Origin of the sequence: Klugiella xanthotipulae (assembly GCF_006716695.1) — a bacterium.
GTDB lineage: Bacteria > Actinomycetota > Actinomycetes > Actinomycetales > Microbacteriaceae > Klugiella > Klugiella xanthotipulae.
In genome coordinates, this window is the sequence record NZ_VFPN01000001.1 from 43,367 (window position 1) to 60,851 (window position 17,485).

The following is a 17,485-nucleotide window of genomic DNA, read 5'->3' on the forward strand; positions in this document are numbered from 1 at the left end:
TTCGAGGGGAAACGCGCCGTGCTCCTGCCCGCTGAGGGGCCGCTCCCCCGGGCGGAGTTACGAGTCATGATCGAACTGGCTCTCACCTCGAAACGCAGGAGGACCGGCTAGCCTGGTCCCAGCGATCGACAGGAACGGACGGCGGGGATGCGCGCGCAGGATTGGGTCTCCTATGAGGAGAGCTTCGATATCGTACTCGACCATATCTACGAGCACCTTGACGAGCCGCTCGACCTGATCCGGCTCGCCCGCATCGCTGGCATGTCGCCTCGGCACTGGCACCGGGTGTTCACCGCCGCGTTCGGTGAGTCGTTGGCCTCTCTCGTCAAGCGGGTGCGGATTCAGCGCGCCCTCACTCTCCTCACCGGCGAACTGCCGATACGTCGGATTGCCTCGGTTTGTGGCTACCCGGATGTCTCATCATTCACCCGTGCGTTTCGTTCAGCCGTCGGGGTCACACCCGCCGCCTACCGCGAGGACGGCGGACATATCGAGTTGCGGATCGCCCGAATCACGGGTGATCCGCAGCGCTTCAACGTGCACGAGATCGAGGCACCACCCATCAGGTGCATCGCGATGCGGCACCGAGGGTCCTTTCTCGAGATTGACCGGGCCTTCCATGACCTGCGACTGTGGCAGCTCGCGCAGGGGCTGAACCCGGAGGAGGAGCAGATGTACGGTGTCTATCTGTCGGACCCGTCGAGCACGCCCGAGGAACAACTCGAGTCGCTCGCTTGTACCACCGTGCCCCGGGGATTCACCGCCGAGCCACGGCCACTCTCTCACGACGCGGCGACTCCCGAACGGTTCACGCTGCGGGGCGGCCCCTATGCGGTACTCACCCACGTCGGAGCCTACGCTGACATGCCGGACAGCTACGCCTGGCTCCTCGGCTGCTGGGTTCCACACTCACAGCGCCAGCTGAGCGACGATCCGATCCTGGAGCGCTACGTCACACATCCGAAGGAGAGTTCCCCCACCGATATCACGACAGAACTCCTGCTGCCGCTGTCCACGCGCCGCAGCACAAAGCCTCGATGAGACAGCCCGCCAACCATGATGTTACCAAGGGGTCTCCGCTGGCCATTGACCTCACACTATACTGAACGGGATATTGGACAAGTGGACCCGGAAACGGCTCGCAGGGCTTCCGTGCACGTAACGTGTTGACGACAGGTCGGCGGTACTGTCGGTGGGCTCGCCAGGACAACCGCGAGTGTCGGCATTCCTCGCTCGGATGCCGCAGACCGGGGACCATCCAGGAGGCCCGGGTCCAGGAACAACGCCCGAGGAACGAGAAATAAGCAATGAGCCAACCCGGATATTACCCCTCACCGTACAACGGTGAAACGCATCTGCTGCGCTGGTGGGATGGCTCCGCCTGGACGTCTGCGATGGCGGAGCGCCCACCCGCCCAGCGGCAGATGCCGAGGAACCCGCGTTCACGGAAGACTGTGACCGTGGCGGTGACGGCTTCGTTACTCGCTTTTTCACTGCTCGTTTTCGGCGTTGTCCTGCTGATCGGGAAGGGTCAAGGGTGGATTGGCGGGCCGCACGAAGCAGAGCTGCACGCCGTGGAGGAGGCCATCAGAAGCTCACCACATGTCACGGAGGGTTCATACGCGAGCTACGATTGGTCGTCCTCGTGCGAAAGGCTCTGCATGACGTATACGGTCTCAATAACAATCACACGCGATTTTAGCGATGCCGATTTCACAACCGCTGTGCGCGCGATTGCGCCCCTGCTCGAGACAGACACGACGGTCATCATCGAGCTTCATCCCGCCGGCTACGATGCCTGGCCTGATTGGTCTAGAGACCGCGAAGCGTTTAACTCCACTCTCACCGGTCAGCAGACCTTCACGTACCTGGCCCTTACCCCGGAAGAAATCAGGGCGATCTAAAGCTCTCGACGAGCGAGGGTGGAGCAGGGGGTGGATCGTTGATGAGACCGTGGTTTTCGGGACGCGATCAGCACCAGCTGGGTCGTGAGCCGTTAGGTTGGCGGCACGGAAGGCCGAGCCCTCGTTCATTGGTCTGGCTGGCGGCGATGCGAGGCGTACCGGTCCCGGATAATCGGACGAGTATCCGGGACCGGCACCGTCGCGACCGGCACCGGCCAGGTGGGGCGTTCCCCGGACAGCGCCCAGGCAGCCTGGACGGCAGCGCCGAGGGCAACATACTCCCCCGGTTTGGGCACAACAACCGGTGCATCAAACACCTGGGCCGCAATTCCCGCCACCGCCGCGCTCCTCGCAGCTCCACCGATGAGAAGCACACGCCGAACCGCCACGCCACGAACGCGAATCGCGTCAAGACCCTCGGCTAACCCGCACAGCACACCCTCGATTGCGGCTCGTGCGAGGTTCTCTCGCGTTGTCGAGCCGAGGGTCAGGCCGAAGAGTGTCGCCGTGGCATCCGGGAGGTTTGGTGTGCGTTCACCCTCAAACCAGGGTTGCAGTACGAGCCCGTCAGCGCCGGCCGGGGCGCTCAGGGCGAGCCGCGAAAACTCGGCCTGGTCAACGCCCAGCAGGGCGGCGGTGGCGTCGAACACCCGGGCGGCGTTGAGCGTCGTCACAATCGGCAGATAGAGCCCGGAGGCATCGGCAAACCCCGCCACGATTCCGTCGGCGTCGTGGACGGGCACATCCGTTACCGCGAACACTGTGCCGCTCGTGCCGAGAGAGACAACAACGTCGCCCAGGGCCGCCCCGAGGCCCAGGGCGGCGGCGGCGTTATCCCCCGCTCCGGCGGCAACAATCGTGTCGCCCGGACCGGCAACGCTATCGGCTACTCCAAGCACGCGGGGAAGCACAATATCTGCGGTGTCGCGGCGCAAGGCCTGCGTCAGCAGTTCACGATCATACTCGCCGCGCACCGAATCAAAGTATGACGTTCCACTCGCCTCAGAGCGGTCGGTGACAAGTTCGTCGAGCACCCCGCCATGCGGGGCATCTGGCCCGTACCCACGCAGACGCCACGTCAGCCAGTCGTGCGGCAACGCGACGGCGGCAACGCGGACGGCGTTCTCCGGCTCGGCATCCGCGAGCCAGCGCAGCTTGGCAGCCGTGAACGACGCAACCGGAACGGAACCCGTGCGCCGAGCGTATTCCTCAGTACCTCGTTCCGCAACAAGATCCGCTGCGGCAGGGGCGGAGCGGGTATCGTTCCAGAGGAGTGCGTGCCGGATGACCGCACCGGAGGCGTCGAGGGCGACAAGACCGTGCTGCTGGCCGGCGATACTTATCGCAGAAACGTCCTCCATGCCCCCGGCATCCGCGACAGCACGGCGCAACGCCTGCAACCAGGCCTCAGGATCAACCTCCGTACCGGCGGGGTGGGCGGCTCGGCCGGAACGCACAACGGTTCCCGTCACCGTATCCACGATGACGACCTTGCAGGACTGAGTTGACGAGTCAACGCCAAGAACCAGCGACATGACAGGCTATCGAGCCCCGAGCAGATGCTCGGTAGCGAGTTGCTGGAGACGAACAAACCCGAAGCCGCGGCCGCCAAAGTAGGCGTCGGCGTCAAACTCCTCGAAGGCTGACCGGTCCGAGAGCAGAGTCTCGTAGGACTCGCCGGGGTTCAGCGTCGGCACCGCGAGCTCCCCGACTTTCGAAGCTTCGAGCGCCGCCTGCACCTCGGGGTCGGCTCGGAACGCTGCCGCCCGCTCCTTCAGCAGCAGGTAGGTGCGCATATTGGCCGCAGCAGAGTCCCACACGCCGCTCTCATCCTCGGTGCGGCTGGGCTTGTAGTCAAAGTGGCGGGGGCCATTGTAGGCGGGCACTCCCCCGGGGCCACCGTTTTCGAGCAGATCAACGAGCGCAAAGGCGTTGTGAAGGTCACCGTGACCAAACACGAGGTCCTGGTCATACTTGATGCCCCGCTGACCGTTGAGGTCAATGTGGTAGAGCTTGCCGTGGTAGAGCGCCTGGGCGATACCCGCTGCAAAATTGAGCCCCGCCATCTGCTCGTGACCCACCTCGGGGTTCACCCCCACGAGTTCGGGACGCTCGAGGGACTCGATAAACGCGAGGGCGTGGCCGAGCGTGGGCAGGAGGATGTCGCCGCGTGGCTCGTTGGGCTTCGGTTCGATCGCGAATCGCATGTCGTACCCCCTGTCGGTCACGTAGTCACCCAGCAGATTCACCGCTTCACGGTAGCGCTCCAGGGCCTGCCGCACGTCTTTTGCGGAGTCATACTCGGCACCCTCACGGCCACCCCACATGACGAAGGTTTTTGCGCCCAACTCTGCGGCGAGATCAACATTCCGCAGCACCTTACGAAGCGCAAAACGTCGCACCCGCCGATCGTTGGAGGTGAATCCACCATCTTTGAAGACGGGAGCCGAGAACAGGTTGGTCGTCACCATGGGCACGATCAGCCCCGTGTCGGCGAGGGCCCCCCTGAGCCGGTTGATCTGAGTCTCACGCTCCGCCTCAGATGACCCGAAGGCGAAGAGGTCATCGTCGTGGAAGGTGAGACCGTAGGCACCAAGCTCTGACAACCTCTCCACGGCGTGCACCACGTCGAGAGCGGGGCGAGTAGGCCCGCCGAAGGGATCGGTTCCGTTGTAGCCGACCGTCCAGAGGCCAAAAGAGAATTTGTCATCACGGGTGGGAGTAAGGGACATAGGTACGGGGTCACTTTCAGCGTCAATGGTGAATTGTTGTGGTTAACAACTTATCACGAAGTTGAGAATGAGCAAGGAGATATGGTGAAATCCGATAATTTCGAAGGTATCGTCGAAACATGTCATCCACATCCCGCGCCACTCTCGCTCACATCGCCGACGCGGCAGGGGTGTCCCTTGCGACAATTTCGAAAGTACTTAACGGTCGGACGGATGTCGCACCGGGAACCAGGAAGCGTGTGGAAGAGTTACTGACCGCCCACAACTACCGCAAACGAGCCGGAGGGCACTCTCACGCCCCCCTCATCGAGTTGGTTTTCCACGAACTCCACAGCACGTGGTCAATGGAGGTCATCCGCGGCGTCCAAGAGGCCGCAGAAGACTACGGTCTCGGCGTGGTTCTCACCAAAAGCGGCTCACGGCACTCACCCGGAACCGAGTGGCTCGACGGAGTCATCCGCCGTCGCCCGCTCGCGGTTGTCCTCGTTTTTTCCGAGGTACCGCCCGCCATGAGAGAAACCCTCGCAGCGCGATCCACACCCTTCGTCGTGATAGATCCCGCAGGCGATCCGGAACCGGACGTTCCCGCCGTAGGTTCAGCAAACTGGGCCGGTGGACTCGCCGCCGTGCGCCACCTGATCGGGCTCGGACACGAGCGCATTGCCGCGGTCAGCGGCCCGTCCGACATGATGTGCTCACACGCACGCATTGACGGATACCGCGCGGCGATGACCGCAGCCGATCTGCCGATTCGCGATGAGTGGATTCTGTATGGCGACTTCACCAGTGAAGGTGGGTTAACCAACGGACGAAAGCTGCTCGCACTCCAGCACACGCCAACCGCCATCTTTGCCGGAAGCGACCTGCAGGCCCTTGGCGTATACGACGCCGCCAGGGAACGCGGCCTGCGGGTGCCGGAAGACCTCTCCGTCGTCGGTTACGACGACATCCCCCTGGCGCAGTGGGTGAGCCCCCGAATGACGACCATCAATCAGCCCCTCGCTGAGATGGGCCGCCAGGCCGTACACATTGCCGTGGGGCTCGCGAAGGGTGAGGTGCAGGACACCCCACGAATGGACCTCGCCACACAGCTTGTCGTACGCGAATCGACCACCTCACCCCGAGCCGTTACATCACCCGAATAGGGACCTCCTCAACACACACGCTGGCGTGCAACGCCCTGCGGTGATCGACAACACGCGCCTCGCCGGTCAGAACGGCGGATAGCTCGGCCTCCATCGCACCGGCAGAGCGGCCACACCCAAACACCATCTCCCCCGGCTCAACGATCCGGCGACCATCCCTGGCGGTAAATGAGGTGAGGTCGGCCGAGAGAAGAAAACGGACCCTGGCGGAAGCCCCCGCGTTCAGTTCCAGCCGGTGGTAGGCGATCAGACGACGGACGGGGCGCACCACAGAGGCAACGGGATCGCTCAGGTACACCTGAACGACATCAGACCCGGAACGCTTACCCGTGTTTGTGACCGTGACAGCAACCTCCACCTCGTTGGAGAACTCGGCCGAAGAAATCTGCGCCTCCGTCCAGGCGAAGGACGAGTATCCCAGCCCGTGGCCAAACCAGAAAGCGGGCGTGGGATCAATATTCGAGACGCCACTGCGCTGCCCCAGAGGTGCCGCCAGGTAGGTGGAAGGCTGCGCACCCGCATGAGCCGGAACGCTCACCGGCAGACGTCCAGACGGATTAACTCGACCGCTCAGCACACCGGCAATCGCCCCTGTCCCCTCCTCCCCCGCGAAGAAGGCCGCCACAATCGCCCCCGCGCGCTGCGGCGCAGAACCCAAAAAATAGGGGCGCCCGGCTAGAAGCACAAGACTTGTGGGCGTACCCGTGTCGAGAATCGCATCGACCAGCATCTGCTGGGCACCGGGCAACGCCAAGTTCTCAGCGTCACACCCCTCCCCACTCGTGCCGCGCCCGAAGAGGCCTGCACGGTCTCCCAGGGCGAGCACAACCACGTCAGCGCTACGGGCAAGTTCGGCAGCGGCGGCGATGCCCTCCGTCTCCCCTCCACTCACCGACGTTCCAGACGCGTGGACGACCTCAGCATCCGGGAACTCCATCCGAACGCTGTCACGCAGCGTGGGGAGGTCGATACCGATCGGCAGATTGGGATGCTTCACCCCCACATGGGCGGGAAAGGAGTAGCAGCCCAGGACCGCGTACGGGTCGTCAGCATTCGGACCGATAACGGCAATCCTGCGAGGATTCATAAACGGTAGTGTGCCGTTATTCGTCAGCAGCACAATCGATCGTTCCGCAATATCACGGGCAAGCTCACGATTACCGGCGGTATCGAAAGAGACGGAGCCACGAAGTGTTTCGGCATCTACCGAATCAATATCGTGTCCACGCAACGCCTCAGGCGTGGGGTCATAGTCCGTATCGAGCAGGCCAAGTTCTATCTTCTGGGCGAGCACACGGCGGAGAGCGCGGTCCACGAGATTCTCCTCGACCCTCCCCTCCCGAACCGCCGCGATGAGCTCATCACCGTACGCAGTAACCGTGGGCAGTTCAACGTCAATGCCGGCCCGCAACGCCTGGCCCGCGGCTTCCGCCCAATCTGCGGCCGTGCCGTGCAGCCGATGAAGGAACCCGACGGCGAAGTAGTCCGCCACAACCGTTCCGGTGAACCCCCAGGTGTCTCGCAACAGCGTCGTCAACAGGTACTCGTCCCCGGCGGAGGGGACACCGTCGATATCGGAGTAAGAGTTCATCACGCTGCGTACACCCGACTCCCGGATTGCCATCTCGAATGGAGGCAGCAGCACATCGGCAAGCTCACGAGGCCCAACGGATACCGGAGCAAGGTTGCGTCCGGCTCGCGAAGCCGAGTACCCGACAAAGTGCTTCAGAGTAGCCACAACACCGGCACCCTCAAGCCCGCGGATGTATGAGCTCGCGATAGTACCCACCAGGTAAGGGTCCTCACCGATCGTCTCTTCGATCCGCCCCCAGCGAGCATCGCGCACCACGTCGAGTACCGGAGAGAGGCCCTGGTGGACCCCCACTGATCGCATATCAGCACCAATACGTGCCCCCACCCGCTCAATCAGCTCGGGTGAGAACGTTGCCCCCCACGCCAGCGGCACCGGATACGCGGTGGCCCCCCACGCCGCGAAACCGGCAAGGCACTCGTCGTGAGCGACGGCGGGGATTCCCAATCGACTCTCCGCAACAATACGCCGCTGTGTGCGGGCGAGAGACAGCGCACCCATGGCAGGGTCAACGGGCTGGGTACCGAATGGGCGGGTCAGCTGGCCCAGTCCCCGGGAAAGGAGGGCATCCAGATCAACCGCGTCGCTCATATCGTGCTGATGTGGCGCAACTTCACCTCCCTCAGCGGAGGCGGCAATCCAGACCCCGTAGAGCTGGGCGCACTTTTCCTCAAGTGTCAATTCGCTCAGCAGCGCTTCCACTCGCTCGTTCGTGCTGCGCGTGCTGTCGCGCCAGGGCGGTGTATCGGGCATTGAGGGTGTCTCCGTTTCGTTCATCCTTTTACCGCTCCGGTCAGTCCGCCCACAATGCGTTTTTCAGCAAGCAGGAAGAAGACCATTGCCGGGATCATTGCCAGTGAGGTGTATGCGAGTACTGCCCCCGTATCCTGGGAGTACTGCGTCGAAAATTGTGTAACGCCCAAGGGAAGCGGCCACCATTCCTGTGGCAGCGTGCCGGTGCTGATAACGAGCAGTGGTAATAGGTAGCCATTCCAGCTGGCCACAAAGGCAAGAATTCCCACCGTCACAAGTCCGGGTTTGGACAGTGGCAGCAGAATGCGCCAGAAGAAACCAACGCGCGTGGCCCCGTCAATGCGGGCTGCTTCCTCAAGTTCGTCAGGAATCGCGCGCAAAAACGGCACAAGAATAATGATCGTCGTGGGGAGAGCGAACGCAATACCGGGAATGATGACACCAAGATACGTTCCATGCAGCCCCATGGTGCGCAGGAGGAGAGTAAGCGGTAACGCTGCAACCGTCAGAGGGAACATCAGCCCCGCGGCAAACAGGGTGTACAACCCCTCGCGCCCACGGAAATTGTAGCGGGCGATCACGAAGGCGGCCATGAGTCCGGCAATCACCACACCCACGGTTGTCGAACCCGCGAGGATCAGGCTGGCGGTCACGTTGCCCCAGAACCGCGGGCTCGTCGCCACCGTGATCCAGTTCGTGAACACCCACGGATCGGGCAGACCCGCCGGGTTCGCATTGAGGTCAGCCGTCGTCCGAAACCCGCCCACAAAGACGTAAAGCACGGGTCCGATGGCAACGGCAGCAACGGCGAGTGCCACAACGTAGACGAACGGTTGACTCCAGTCGAACCTGCGGCGCTCCCGCGCGGCGGCCTCGCCGGTACTGGCTGTCATGGTGGACATTATTGAACTCCCCGGGTAATGGCACCGGTGAGATCACGGCGCAGTGCGAGGCGCTGATAGACGAGCGCAATGATGAGCGAGATAACAAAAAGGATGACGGCGATTGCGCTTCCATATCCGGGTTGTCCGCCGAATTGACCCTGCTGGACCATGTAGGTGGCCATGGTCTCGGTTGAAATCCTGCGCACCGCCGGGGCAACAGTGACCCACACCATGTCGAATACCTGAAGGGCACCGATGATCGATAGAAACGCCCAAATACGAACCGTGGGGGCCAGAAGCGGCAGGGTGATGTAGCGCTGGGTCTGCCACCAGGTCGCACCATCAATCTGAGCCGCCTCTGCAAGCTCATCCGGCACCCCCTGGAGTCCGGCGAGCATCAGCAGGATGGCGAAACCGATGTACTTCCAACTGAGAATCAGGAAGATCGTCCACAGCGCGATGTCCGGATCGGCCAGCCAGTTGTGGCGCAGAAACCCGAGACCACAGGCCTCAAGCATCGCGTTCACACCACCACCAGGTTGAAGAAGAAGCTTCCAGGCGAGACCGGCGATCACCTCGGCCAGCACGTAGGGCACAAAGATGAGCAGGCGGAACACCCCGCGCCCGCGCAATTTGCGGTTCAGTAGCAGAGCGATCCCGATCGCGAGCGGGCCCTGTATGAGCAGTGACATCACGAGGATGAGGAAAGTATTTCCGATGGCACGCTGAAATTCGGGGGTCGAGAGGGCACGCACATAGTTGTCAAAGCCGACAAAACGGTCCGGGTCCGCGAGGTTATCCCATCGAAACCCGGCGGGGAGATTATAAAAACTGTAGACGGCTGCCAACACGACGGGCAGAATCACAAACCCGATGAAGAGCACCAGGGCTGGAGCGGTGAACAGGGCAATCTCGAACCGTTTGCGGACAACACCCGTGCGGCTCGGTGGGCGGGATGCGGGATGCGGGTCTGGCCCCGCGGAAACCGCCGGGCCAGACGAAACGACGGCGGTCATTACTGCGTCTCCGCCGCATCCTGCATCTTGGTAACAATATCTTTCGGGCTACCGGCACCGGCAAAAAGGTTCACGATTCCCTCATTCATGGCGTTGCCGACCGTTGTTCCGAAGGCCGTATCAAACCACAGCTGAACGGATGAGGAGGCCGCGAGGCCATCGGCCACCATCGTGAGATTTGGGTCATCGAGTGACGAGACAGCGGCGGAAACTGTTGGGATTCCGGACCCGCTGGCGGCGAATCGCTTCTGAACGTCTTCACTCATGATGTAGGCCAGTAATTCGGCGCACTCTGGTGGTGCCGATGCGGAGCATCCGAAACCGTCACCGCCACCGAGGGCAGCCTTCGGGTCGCCGTCGGCACCCGTGATACCGGGGACGGGGAACCATCCCAGGAACGGGGGAACTTTCTGGTCCGCGGTCAGACCGCCGATGGTTCCCGCATTCCAGTGGCCCATGAGCTCCATCGAGGCCTGGCCGTTCGCCACCATACCGGCGGAACTCCCCGCGCCCTGTTGGGCTGGCGTGCCCAGGAAGCCCTCCTGGAACGGCTCAATGCCAATAAAGTCTTGTAACCGTTCACCGGCTTCCACCCAGCACCCATCACTGAAGTCGAAGTCCTTCTCCGCCTGAGCCAACGTCTCGGGCGAGCATGACTTGAGCGCAAATTGGTACCACCAATGCGCTGCGGGCCACCCGTCTCCGGCACCGACGGCGATGGGGGTAAAGCCCGCGTCGCGTAGCTTATCGACGGCGTCGATGAGATCGTCGAATGTCTGGGGAATCTCAACACCGGCTTCGGCAAACTGGTCGGTGTTGTACCAGAAACCCTCAATGCCGAAGGTGAAGGGGACACCGTAGGTGACCCCATCGACCTGCCACGGGGTCACGGTGGTTCCCACGCTGGCGATAGTGTCACCAATCGAATCATCCAGTGGCATCAGATAACCGTTGTCCACCTGATCGCGCAGCTCACCGCCGGGCCACACCTGGAACAGGTCTGGCGGGTCACCGGCTGCCAGCGCGTTGGGGATCAGTGTGCGCTGGAGCTCTTCGTTCTGATATCCGGTCTGTTCAACGGTGACGCCCGGATGCGCGTCTTCGAACTCTGCAGCCACGTCTTCCCATACGGCAGGGATGGGGCCGGAGGTGGCATTGTGCCACCAGGTAAGGGTGACGTCTCCGCCGCCGCCCGTGTTGTTTCCGTCTGTGCTGCCGGAACATCCGGCCAGTGCTGCGGCGGTGAGCGCAGCGGTAACAACGGCCACACCCACACGCTTCATACTTCTGCTGTTCATCATTGAACCGTCCTCTTCGTCGAACAGACTACTCAGGTTTCTCTGGGGGAATCGAAAGTTTCGTAACTATCACCGAAACTCTTCGAATGCTTCTATCGTAGAGAGGAAATTGATATGGTGTCAAGGGCAACAAATTCACGGAGCAGAGGAGCACCCATGGTTGAGCGCCCATCTCGCGTGGACGGCGTGCGCCGCACCAACCTAGGCAAGATCCTCCGATGTGTCCACCTCAACGGCCCGCAGTCACGGGCAGCACTGACGACCGAAACCGGCCTGAACCGCTCAACGGTATCCGACCTGGTTTCCGAACTGGCCCTGAGCGGCCTCGTTACCGAGCGCGACCCCGACCCCACCCGCCGCGTCGGGCGCCCCTCACCTATCGTTGCCGCAAGCGACGACGTGGTTGCGATTGCAATCAATCCCGAAATCGACGCACTGGAAGTGGGCGCGGTGACCCTGGGCGGACGAGTCCGGGAACGCGTCCGCGAGACCTTCACCCAGCCACCAAGCGCCGCCGACACCGTTGCAGCGGTAGCGCGCATCGTCACCGGCTGGCGCACCACCCCCCTGGCCGAGTGCCGGATGATCGGGCTCGGCGTCGCACTACCCGGACTGGTTCGGGCCGACACCGGCCTCGTCCGCCTCGCACCGCATCTGGGATGGCGCGACGAAAACTTTGGTCACGCTATCTCTCTCGCAACGGAGCTATCCGTTGTCGTGGGAAACGACGCCACCCTGGGCGCACAGGCCGAACACCTATTCGGAGCCGCCCGCACCCATCACAACGTCGTATACCTCAATGGCGGCGCAAGCGGCATCGGCGGGGGGCTCATCCTGCAGGGCGTCGTTATTGAGGGGGCCGACGGCTACGCCGGCGAGTGGGGTCATATTCACCCCGGCATTGACCGGGAAAGCGACCGCCGCACCCCGTCCGGGACGCTCGAGGACGAGGTTAATCAGACCCGCCTCCTCCAGGCCGCGGGACTCGGCCCGGTTGACCATAGTGCGCTGGCGGCGACGCTCGCCGCCTCGGAAGACCCCCGGGCGCTCGCAGAGATCGACCGCCAGCGTCGGATTCTTGCCGTTGTGCTCGCCAACGCAATCAATGTACTCAACCCGTCCATGATCGTCCTCGGTGGATTCCTCGCGATCCTGCACGAGCGAGACCCGGAGGGCCTACTCGCCGACGTCCAGGCACGGGCACTCACCTCCTCCGCGGAAAATATCACGATCAGCGCCGCCGCCCTCGGCCGGGACCGACTCCTCATCGGGGCGGCAGAAGCGGCCTTTGCCGCTTTACTTGCGGACCCGGTGGGCGTCTAAAGTCGCGCATCCGCTGATCAGCGAGCGATTGTTTCACAACGGGAAAAATCGAAGGATCGAGGCTCACGACCTTCCGCAGGTCGTCACGTATATCCACACACACTCGCTACTCAGTGGTACTATATACCAGTACTTAGCGACGCCAAGTAGCGAAGGAGAGCGTATGGGCAAACAGATGACAGAGATGCTCAAGGGAACTCTGGAAGGCATCGTCCTCGCGATCCTGGCCGCACGGCCAGCCTACGGATACGACATCACCACGCAGCTGCGCGAGCAGGGTTTCTCCGACCTTGCCGAGGGCACCATCTACGCGCTGCTCGTCAGAATCGAGCAGCGCGGGCTGGTGGACGTCGAGAAGGTCCCCTCCGAGAAGGGACCACCACGCAAGGTCTACACACTCAACGCACAGGGCAGCGAGTATCTCGCCGAGTTCTGGGGAACGTGGAGCTTCCTCGCCGAACGAATCGCACAGCTCCACCAACGCATCGAAAACTCACCCGAAGAAACACCGAGAGAAGAGGGAGCATAATGATGGCCGCAGGATGGATCGAACAGCTCACCGGCTCGTTCGACGACAAGAAGCGCTGGCGCCGGTACAAGGCCCGCAAGGAGCAGCTACCCGTTAGCTATCGCACCGCAATTGACGGAATAGAGCGCTACTTCATGTACGCCGGGTCCATCGTCAAAGGCGATGTCATGATGCGGATGCTTGAGGATCTCGCCGACCTGATCGAACGCGCCGCGGCCGATGGCACCCCCATCCGCACCATTGTCGGGGAGGACCCCGTGGAGTTCGCGGACACCTTCATCGCCAACTACGCGGACGGTCAGTGGATCAACAAGGAACGCAAACGCCTGACCGACGCCATCGACAGAGCCGCTGACCAGGCCTAGCACCCGAACCGGAGGAACCAACCATGACAACCACCCCGACCCCCGAACCCGCCATCCGGGTGCAGGGCATCACAAAATCCTTCGCGGACCTGTACGTGCTGCGGGGCGTCACCTTCGACGTGAAAGCGGGCAGCATCTTCGCACTGCTCGGCTCAAACGGTTCCGGCAAGACCACGCTGGTGCGGATCCTCTCAACCCTCCTCAGAGCGGATACCGGCACCGCCTCGGTGCACGACTTTGACATTGCCACACAGCGCGGTGAGGTGCGCGAGTCGATCAGCCTCACCGGTCAATTCGCCGCGGTTGACGACATCCTCACCGGACGAGAGAACCTCGTACTCATCGCAAGGCTACGCCACCTGAAAAATCCGGGCACAATTGCGGACGAGTTGCTCGCGCGCTTCTCACTCACCGAGGCGGGCAATCGCCGGGCAGCCACCTACTCGGGCGGGATGCGCCGCAGGCTCGATATCGCGATGAGCCTCATTGGCAATCCACCGGTCATCTTCCTCGACGAGCCCACAACCGGGCTTGACCCACAGGCTCGCATCGAGGTGTGGCAGACGGTCAGACAACTCGCCCAGGGCGGCACGACGGTGCTGCTGACCACGCAGTACCTTGATGAGGCCGAGCAGCTCGCCGACCGCATCGCGATCCTGCACCGGGGCACGATCATCCAGAATGGCACCCTCGCCGAGCTGAAGCAGCTTCTCCCCTCGGCCACCGTCGAGTACGTCGAGAAACAGCCCTCGTTAGAGGACGTCTTTCTCGCCCTCGTCGGCGATGACGATAGCGATCACACCGACAACACCGGCGACAGCACCACTCCCACAGGAAAGGATCCCCGATGACCAGCCACATTCTCAGCGACACTCGTGTCCTGACCGCTCGCTCGCTGCGCCACATCCTGCGCAGCCCCGACACCATCATCACCACCGCGGTCACCCCGATTGCCCTGATGCTGTTGTTTGTGTACGTGCTCGGCGGCGCAATCACCACCGGATCCGGCGGGTCCTATATCAATTACATGCTCCCCGGCATCCTGCTCATCACCATTGCCTCTGGTATCGCGTACACCGCGTACCGACTGTTCCTGGACATGCAGGGCGGCATCTTCGAACGATTTCAGTCCATGCCCATCGCGCGGTCAAGCGTGCTCTGGGGGCACGTGCTCACCTCGGTAGCCGCCAACCTGGTCTCGGTTGTGATCGTCACGGGGGTTGCGCTCCTGATGGGGTTCCGCACCGGGGCATCCGCGGGTTCCTGGCTCGCGATTGCCGGCATCCTGGTCCTCTTCACCCTCGCCTTGACCTGGGTCGCCGTTATCGCCGGGCTCTCCGCGAAGACCGTTGACGGAGCGAGCGCCTTCAGCTACCCGCTAATCTTCCTGCCATTTATCAGCTCCGCGTTTGTGCCCACCGACACGATGCCCGGCCCGGTGGCCTGGTTCGCCGAGAACCAGCCGGTAACCTCCATCGTGAACACTATCCGCGCACTATTCGCTCAGGAGCCCATTGGCGGCGACAGCTGGATCGCTCTTGCGTGGCTGGTTGGCCTCCTTGTTATCGCCTATGGTTGCGCGAACGCGATCTACCGCACGAAAATCCGTTAACATCGACAGCTATCACACACCCTTCACGATGTATCGTTGAGTATCGTTCACATGTCAACAGGAGGTCATCATGGGCAGTTCATTCCCCGCAGGCGGATTCGGCAGCGGCACTCACACCGACGGTATGTGGCAGCTGATGGATCAGCTACGCTCCCGGTTCGAGAAGCGCGCGGGCAGCCGTGCGGGTCGCGGTGATGTACGCGCGGCGATCCTCGCGCTGCTCACCGAGAAACCCATGCACGGCTACCAGATCATCCACGAGATCGAGGAGCGCAGCGGCGGCAGCTGGAAGCCGAGCCCCGGCTCGGTCTACCCCACACTCCAGTTACTGGCAGAGGAGGGACTCATTAGCGCCGAGGAATCGAACGGCCGTAAAACCTACCTCCTCACCGAGACTGGCCGGGACGAGGCGGCGAGCGCGAGCGACCGGGTGCACTGGGAGGGCGATGCCCCTGGTTCAGGTGTCGGGCGCACGGCGCTCCCCCAGGCGGGTATTGAACTCGCCCAGGCGGCTGCCCAGATGAACCGCACGGGAACCCCGGAACAGATCACGCAGGCCGTGACCGTGCTCGACGAGGCGCGCCGTCGGCTCTACTCGATTCTCGCCCAGGACTAACCCGGTGCCGTCAGCTCGCCGCACACAAGAGCATTCAATCCCGGGGTCCGGGGAGGTCCGTAGCCGTTACCGCCGCATCGTCCGTTTCGCCGGGGCTCAGCTTGCCGTAGCCTGGTGGTTCGAACTCTTCCTGCCGCGCATCGGGCTGGCGAAGGTCGCGGAGCGCACCCGGGCTCGGCGGATGCGGCGCTTCGCGCAACGTTTTCATGTGCTCGCGGTAGACCTCGGTGGGCTGATGATCAAGGTGGGTCAGTTCATGTCCTCCCGGCTCGATGTGCTGCCGCCCGAGATCACCGCAGAGCTTGAGGGGTTACAGGACGAGGTGCCCCCCGTGCCCTTCGCCGCCATTCGTACCCTCGCAGAGACGGAACTCGGGGTGCCGCTTGCCCGGGCGTTCGCGACAATCGACGATAGACCGATTGCGGCGGCCTCCCTGGGGCAGGCACACCGGGCCCGGCTCGCCCCCCTCGACGCTGCCGAAACGGGACTCGACGGGGTGGTCATCAAGGTTCAACGGCCGGGAATTGACGAGATCGTTGCCGTTGATCTGGCGGCACTGCGCAAAGTCGGCGGCTGGCTCAGCCGCGTGCGGTTGGTCGCCGACCGGGTGAATATGCCCGCGCTTGTGGAAGAGTTTGCGCAGACCAGCCGCGAGGAGATCGACTATCTCCACGAGGCCGCAAACGCTGAGCGGTTCGCGGCTGACTTCGCCAACGATGAGCGGGTGAACGTGCCCGCCGTGGTGTGGGAACGAACCACCCGGCGCGTCCTGACCCTTGAGGATGTCACCGCGCTCAAGATCACCGATGCTGAAGGGTTGCGCGCCGCGGGCATCGACCCGGTGCAGGTGGCCCCGGTCTTCGCAGCGGTCATGTTCGAGCAACTATTCACCCACGGATTTTTCCACGCCGATCCGCACCCGGGCAACATCTTCGTGACCCCAACTGCCAAGACGCCGGGTGGGCAGCCGTGGATTCTGACCTTCATCGACTTTGGCATGATGGGCGAGGTCACCACCGGCACTCGCGGTGGCCTGCGCAAGCTCCTCATCGCGGCGGCCTCGCGGGATGGAAGCGGCCTGGTCAGCGCCATCCGAGACCTGGGCGTGCTCCTGCCCTCGGCCGAAACCACCGAACTCGAACGGGCGATGACGCAGCTTTTCGCCCGGTTCGGCGGCATGGGTTTTGCTGAGCTCCGTGAGGTAGACCCGCGTGAGTTCCGCGACTTCGCCGTTCAATTCGGTGATGTGGTGCGCTCACTACCCGTCCAACTGCCCGAGAACTTTCTGCTCATCATCCGTGCAATGTCACTCACATCCGGGGTGTGCAGTGCGCTGGATCCGGCATTTAACCTCTGGGACTCCGTTGAGCCGTATGCAACGCAGTTACTCCGCGATGAACGCGGAAACGTGGCCAAAGATTTCGCCCAGCAAGCGTTGGGGGTCGCCGGGGTCGCCTGGCGTCTCCCCACACGGCTGGATGGGCTCATCACGCGAGTCGAGGAGGGCTCGGTGGCGGTTGCGACGCCCCGACTGGACCGCACAATCGACCGGCTTGAGCGCACCGCACGGCGGGTCATCTCGGCCGTGCTATTCGGTGCACTCCTCATCACGGGAAGCATCCTCCGCACGGATGATGCGCTGCTCGGCACGGTGATGATGGGGGTCTCAGTCGCCCCGCTGCTGCACACGCTTTTTGCGGGTCGCCGCGGTCGCTGA

Annotated in this window: 16 protein-coding genes; 10 read left to right on the forward strand and 6 right to left on the reverse strand. The window is 63.0% G+C overall.

Going from position 1 to position 17,485, the window contains the following annotated elements:
- The first annotated feature begins 147 nt into the window (after positions 1 to 147).
- Both FB466_RS00170 and FB466_RS00175 read left to right on the forward strand, forming a co-directional pair.
- Positions 148 to 1,041 (forward strand): AraC family transcriptional regulator, encoded by an 894-nt coding sequence (locus tag FB466_RS00170; RefSeq protein ID WP_141914897.1) that lies wholly within the window; start codon positions 148 to 150, stop codon positions 1,039 to 1,041.
- Positions 1,042 to 1,307: 266 nt separating this feature from the next.
- The gene (locus tag FB466_RS00175; RefSeq protein ID WP_141914899.1) at positions 1,308 to 1,904 is read left to right on the forward strand and encodes a DUF2510 domain-containing protein; all 597 of its coding nucleotides are present in this window, start codon (positions 1,308 to 1,310) and stop codon (positions 1,902 to 1,904) included.
- 125 nt (positions 1,905 to 2,029) lie between these two features.
- Here the strand turns inward: FB466_RS00175 and xylB are convergent, their stop codons facing one another.
- Both xylB and xylA read right to left on the reverse strand, forming a co-directional pair.
- Entirely contained in the window at positions 2,030 to 3,439 is a 1,410-nt protein-coding gene (gene xylB / locus FB466_RS00180; RefSeq protein ID WP_141914901.1) for a xylulokinase, read from the reverse strand.
- A 6-nt stretch (positions 3,440 to 3,445) separates the two neighbouring features.
- Complete coding sequence (gene xylA / locus FB466_RS00185; protein WP_141914903.1) at positions 3,446 to 4,636, reverse strand: xylose isomerase; 1,191 nt, start codon at positions 4,634 to 4,636, stop codon at positions 3,446 to 3,448.
- A 119-nt stretch (positions 4,637 to 4,755) separates the two neighbouring features.
- Between xylA and FB466_RS00190 the strand changes: the two genes are divergently transcribed.
- The gene (locus FB466_RS00190; RefSeq protein ID WP_141914905.1) at positions 4,756 to 5,781 is read left to right on the forward strand and encodes a LacI family DNA-binding transcriptional regulator; all 1,026 of its coding nucleotides are present in this window, start codon (positions 4,756 to 4,758) and stop codon (positions 5,779 to 5,781) included.
- On the opposite strand, the gene FB466_RS00195 is transcribed toward FB466_RS00190, so the two are convergent.
- The 4 genes from FB466_RS00195 to FB466_RS00210 are packed head-to-tail and all read right to left on the reverse strand — an operon-like array spanning position 5,765 to position 11,326.
- The gene (locus FB466_RS00195; protein WP_211344720.1) at positions 5,765 to 8,125 is read right to left on the reverse strand and encodes a beta-xylosidase/alpha-l-arabinosidase; all 2,361 of its coding nucleotides are present in this window, start codon (positions 8,123 to 8,125) and stop codon (positions 5,765 to 5,767) included. The two genes, FB466_RS00190 and FB466_RS00195, sit on opposite strands and share 17 nt — an antisense overlap.
- Positions 8,126 to 8,145: 20 nt before the next feature.
- On the reverse strand, positions 8,146 to 9,027 hold the full coding sequence (locus FB466_RS00200) for a carbohydrate ABC transporter permease (protein WP_211344721.1): 882 nt from the start codon (positions 9,025 to 9,027) through the stop codon (positions 8,146 to 8,148).
- The gene (locus tag FB466_RS00205) at positions 9,027 to 10,025 is read right to left on the reverse strand and encodes a carbohydrate ABC transporter permease (RefSeq protein ID WP_141914910.1); all 999 of its coding nucleotides are present in this window, start codon (positions 10,023 to 10,025) and stop codon (positions 9,027 to 9,029) included. Before FB466_RS00205 ends, FB466_RS00200 begins: the two co-directional genes overlap by 1 nt.
- Positions 10,025 to 11,326: an ABC transporter substrate-binding protein gene (locus FB466_RS00210; protein WP_211344722.1), complete on the reverse strand. Its 1,302-nt coding sequence runs from the start codon at positions 11,324 to 11,326 to the stop codon at positions 10,025 to 10,027. The genes FB466_RS00205 and FB466_RS00210 overlap by 1 nt, the downstream gene beginning before the upstream one ends.
- A gap of 153 nt (positions 11,327 to 11,479) precedes the next feature.
- On the opposite strand from FB466_RS00210, the gene FB466_RS00215 reads away from it, so the two are divergent.
- The 7 genes from FB466_RS00215 (at position 11,480) to FB466_RS00245 (ending at position 17,485) form a co-directional block, all read left to right on the forward strand.
- A complete protein-coding gene (locus FB466_RS00215) occupies positions 11,480 to 12,646 on the forward strand; it encodes an ROK family transcriptional regulator (protein ID WP_141914913.1) in 1,167 nt (388 codons plus the stop codon).
- A gap of 163 nt (positions 12,647 to 12,809) precedes the next feature.
- Positions 12,810 to 13,175: a PadR family transcriptional regulator gene (locus FB466_RS00220; RefSeq protein ID WP_141914917.1), complete on the forward strand. Its 366-nt coding sequence runs from the start codon at positions 12,810 to 12,812 to the stop codon at positions 13,173 to 13,175.
- A gap of 2 nt (positions 13,176 to 13,177) precedes the next feature.
- Positions 13,178 to 13,540, forward strand: a complete 363-nt coding sequence (locus tag FB466_RS00225; RefSeq protein ID WP_141916695.1) for a DUF1048 domain-containing protein — start codon at positions 13,178 to 13,180, stop codon at positions 13,538 to 13,540.
- 23 nt (positions 13,541 to 13,563) lie between these two features.
- The gene (locus FB466_RS00230) at positions 13,564 to 14,391 is read left to right on the forward strand and encodes an ABC transporter ATP-binding protein (RefSeq protein ID WP_141914921.1); all 828 of its coding nucleotides are present in this window, start codon (positions 13,564 to 13,566) and stop codon (positions 14,389 to 14,391) included.
- Positions 14,388 to 15,152 carry an ABC transporter permease gene (locus FB466_RS00235; RefSeq protein ID WP_141914922.1) on the forward strand — a complete coding sequence of 255 codons (765 nt, stop codon included), beginning with the start codon at positions 14,388 to 14,390 and terminating at the stop codon, positions 15,150 to 15,152. The genes FB466_RS00230 and FB466_RS00235 overlap by 4 nt, the downstream gene beginning before the upstream one ends.
- A 70-nt stretch (positions 15,153 to 15,222) precedes the next feature.
- A complete protein-coding gene (locus FB466_RS00240) occupies positions 15,223 to 15,768 on the forward strand; it encodes a PadR family transcriptional regulator (protein ID WP_141914924.1) in 546 nt (181 codons plus the stop codon).
- A gap of 4 nt (positions 15,769 to 15,772) precedes the next feature.
- Entirely contained in the window at positions 15,773 to 17,485 is a 1,713-nt protein-coding gene (locus FB466_RS00245) for an ABC1 kinase family protein (RefSeq protein WP_141914926.1), read from the forward strand.

Excerpts from the sequence above, each read along its gene's own strand:
- FB466_RS00170 (WP_141914897.1), top strand. The coding sequence starts at position 148 with ATGCGCGCGCAGGATTGGGTCTCCTATGAGGAGAGCTTCGATATCGTA.
- FB466_RS00175 (WP_141914899.1), top strand. The coding sequence starts at position 1,308 with ATGAGCCAACCCGGATATTACCCCTCACCGTACAACGGTGAAACGCAT.
- xylB (WP_141914901.1), bottom strand. The coding sequence starts at position 3,439 with ATGTCGCTGGTTCTTGGCGTTGACTCGTCAACTCAGTCCTGCAAGGTC.
- xylA (WP_141914903.1), bottom strand. The coding sequence starts at position 4,636 with ATGTCCCTTACTCCCACCCGTGATGACAAATTCTCTTTTGGCCTCTGG.
- FB466_RS00190 (WP_141914905.1), top strand. The coding sequence starts at position 4,756 with ATGTCATCCACATCCCGCGCCACTCTCGCTCACATCGCCGACGCGGCA.
- FB466_RS00195 (WP_211344720.1), bottom strand. The coding sequence starts at position 8,125 with ATGCCCGATACACCGCCCTGGCGCGACAGCACGCGCAGCACGAACGAG.
- FB466_RS00200 (WP_211344721.1), bottom strand. The coding sequence starts at position 9,027 with ATGTCCACCATGACAGCCAGTACCGGCGAGGCCGCCGCGCGGGAGCGC.
- FB466_RS00205 (WP_141914910.1), bottom strand. The coding sequence starts at position 10,025 with ATGACCGCCGTCGTTTCGTCTGGCCCGGCGGTTTCCGCGGGGCCAGAC.
- FB466_RS00210 (WP_211344722.1), bottom strand. The coding sequence starts at position 11,326 with ATGATGAACAGCAGAAGTATGAAGCGTGTGGGTGTGGCCGTTGTTACC.
- FB466_RS00215 (WP_141914913.1), top strand. The coding sequence starts at position 11,480 with ATGGTTGAGCGCCCATCTCGCGTGGACGGCGTGCGCCGCACCAACCTA.
- FB466_RS00220 (WP_141914917.1), top strand. The coding sequence starts at position 12,810 with ATGGGCAAACAGATGACAGAGATGCTCAAGGGAACTCTGGAAGGCATC.
- FB466_RS00225 (WP_141916695.1), top strand. The coding sequence starts at position 13,178 with ATGGCCGCAGGATGGATCGAACAGCTCACCGGCTCGTTCGACGACAAG.
- FB466_RS00230 (WP_141914921.1), top strand. The coding sequence starts at position 13,564 with ATGACAACCACCCCGACCCCCGAACCCGCCATCCGGGTGCAGGGCATC.
- FB466_RS00235 (WP_141914922.1), top strand. The coding sequence starts at position 14,388 with ATGACCAGCCACATTCTCAGCGACACTCGTGTCCTGACCGCTCGCTCG.
- FB466_RS00240 (WP_141914924.1), top strand. The coding sequence starts at position 15,223 with ATGGGCAGTTCATTCCCCGCAGGCGGATTCGGCAGCGGCACTCACACC.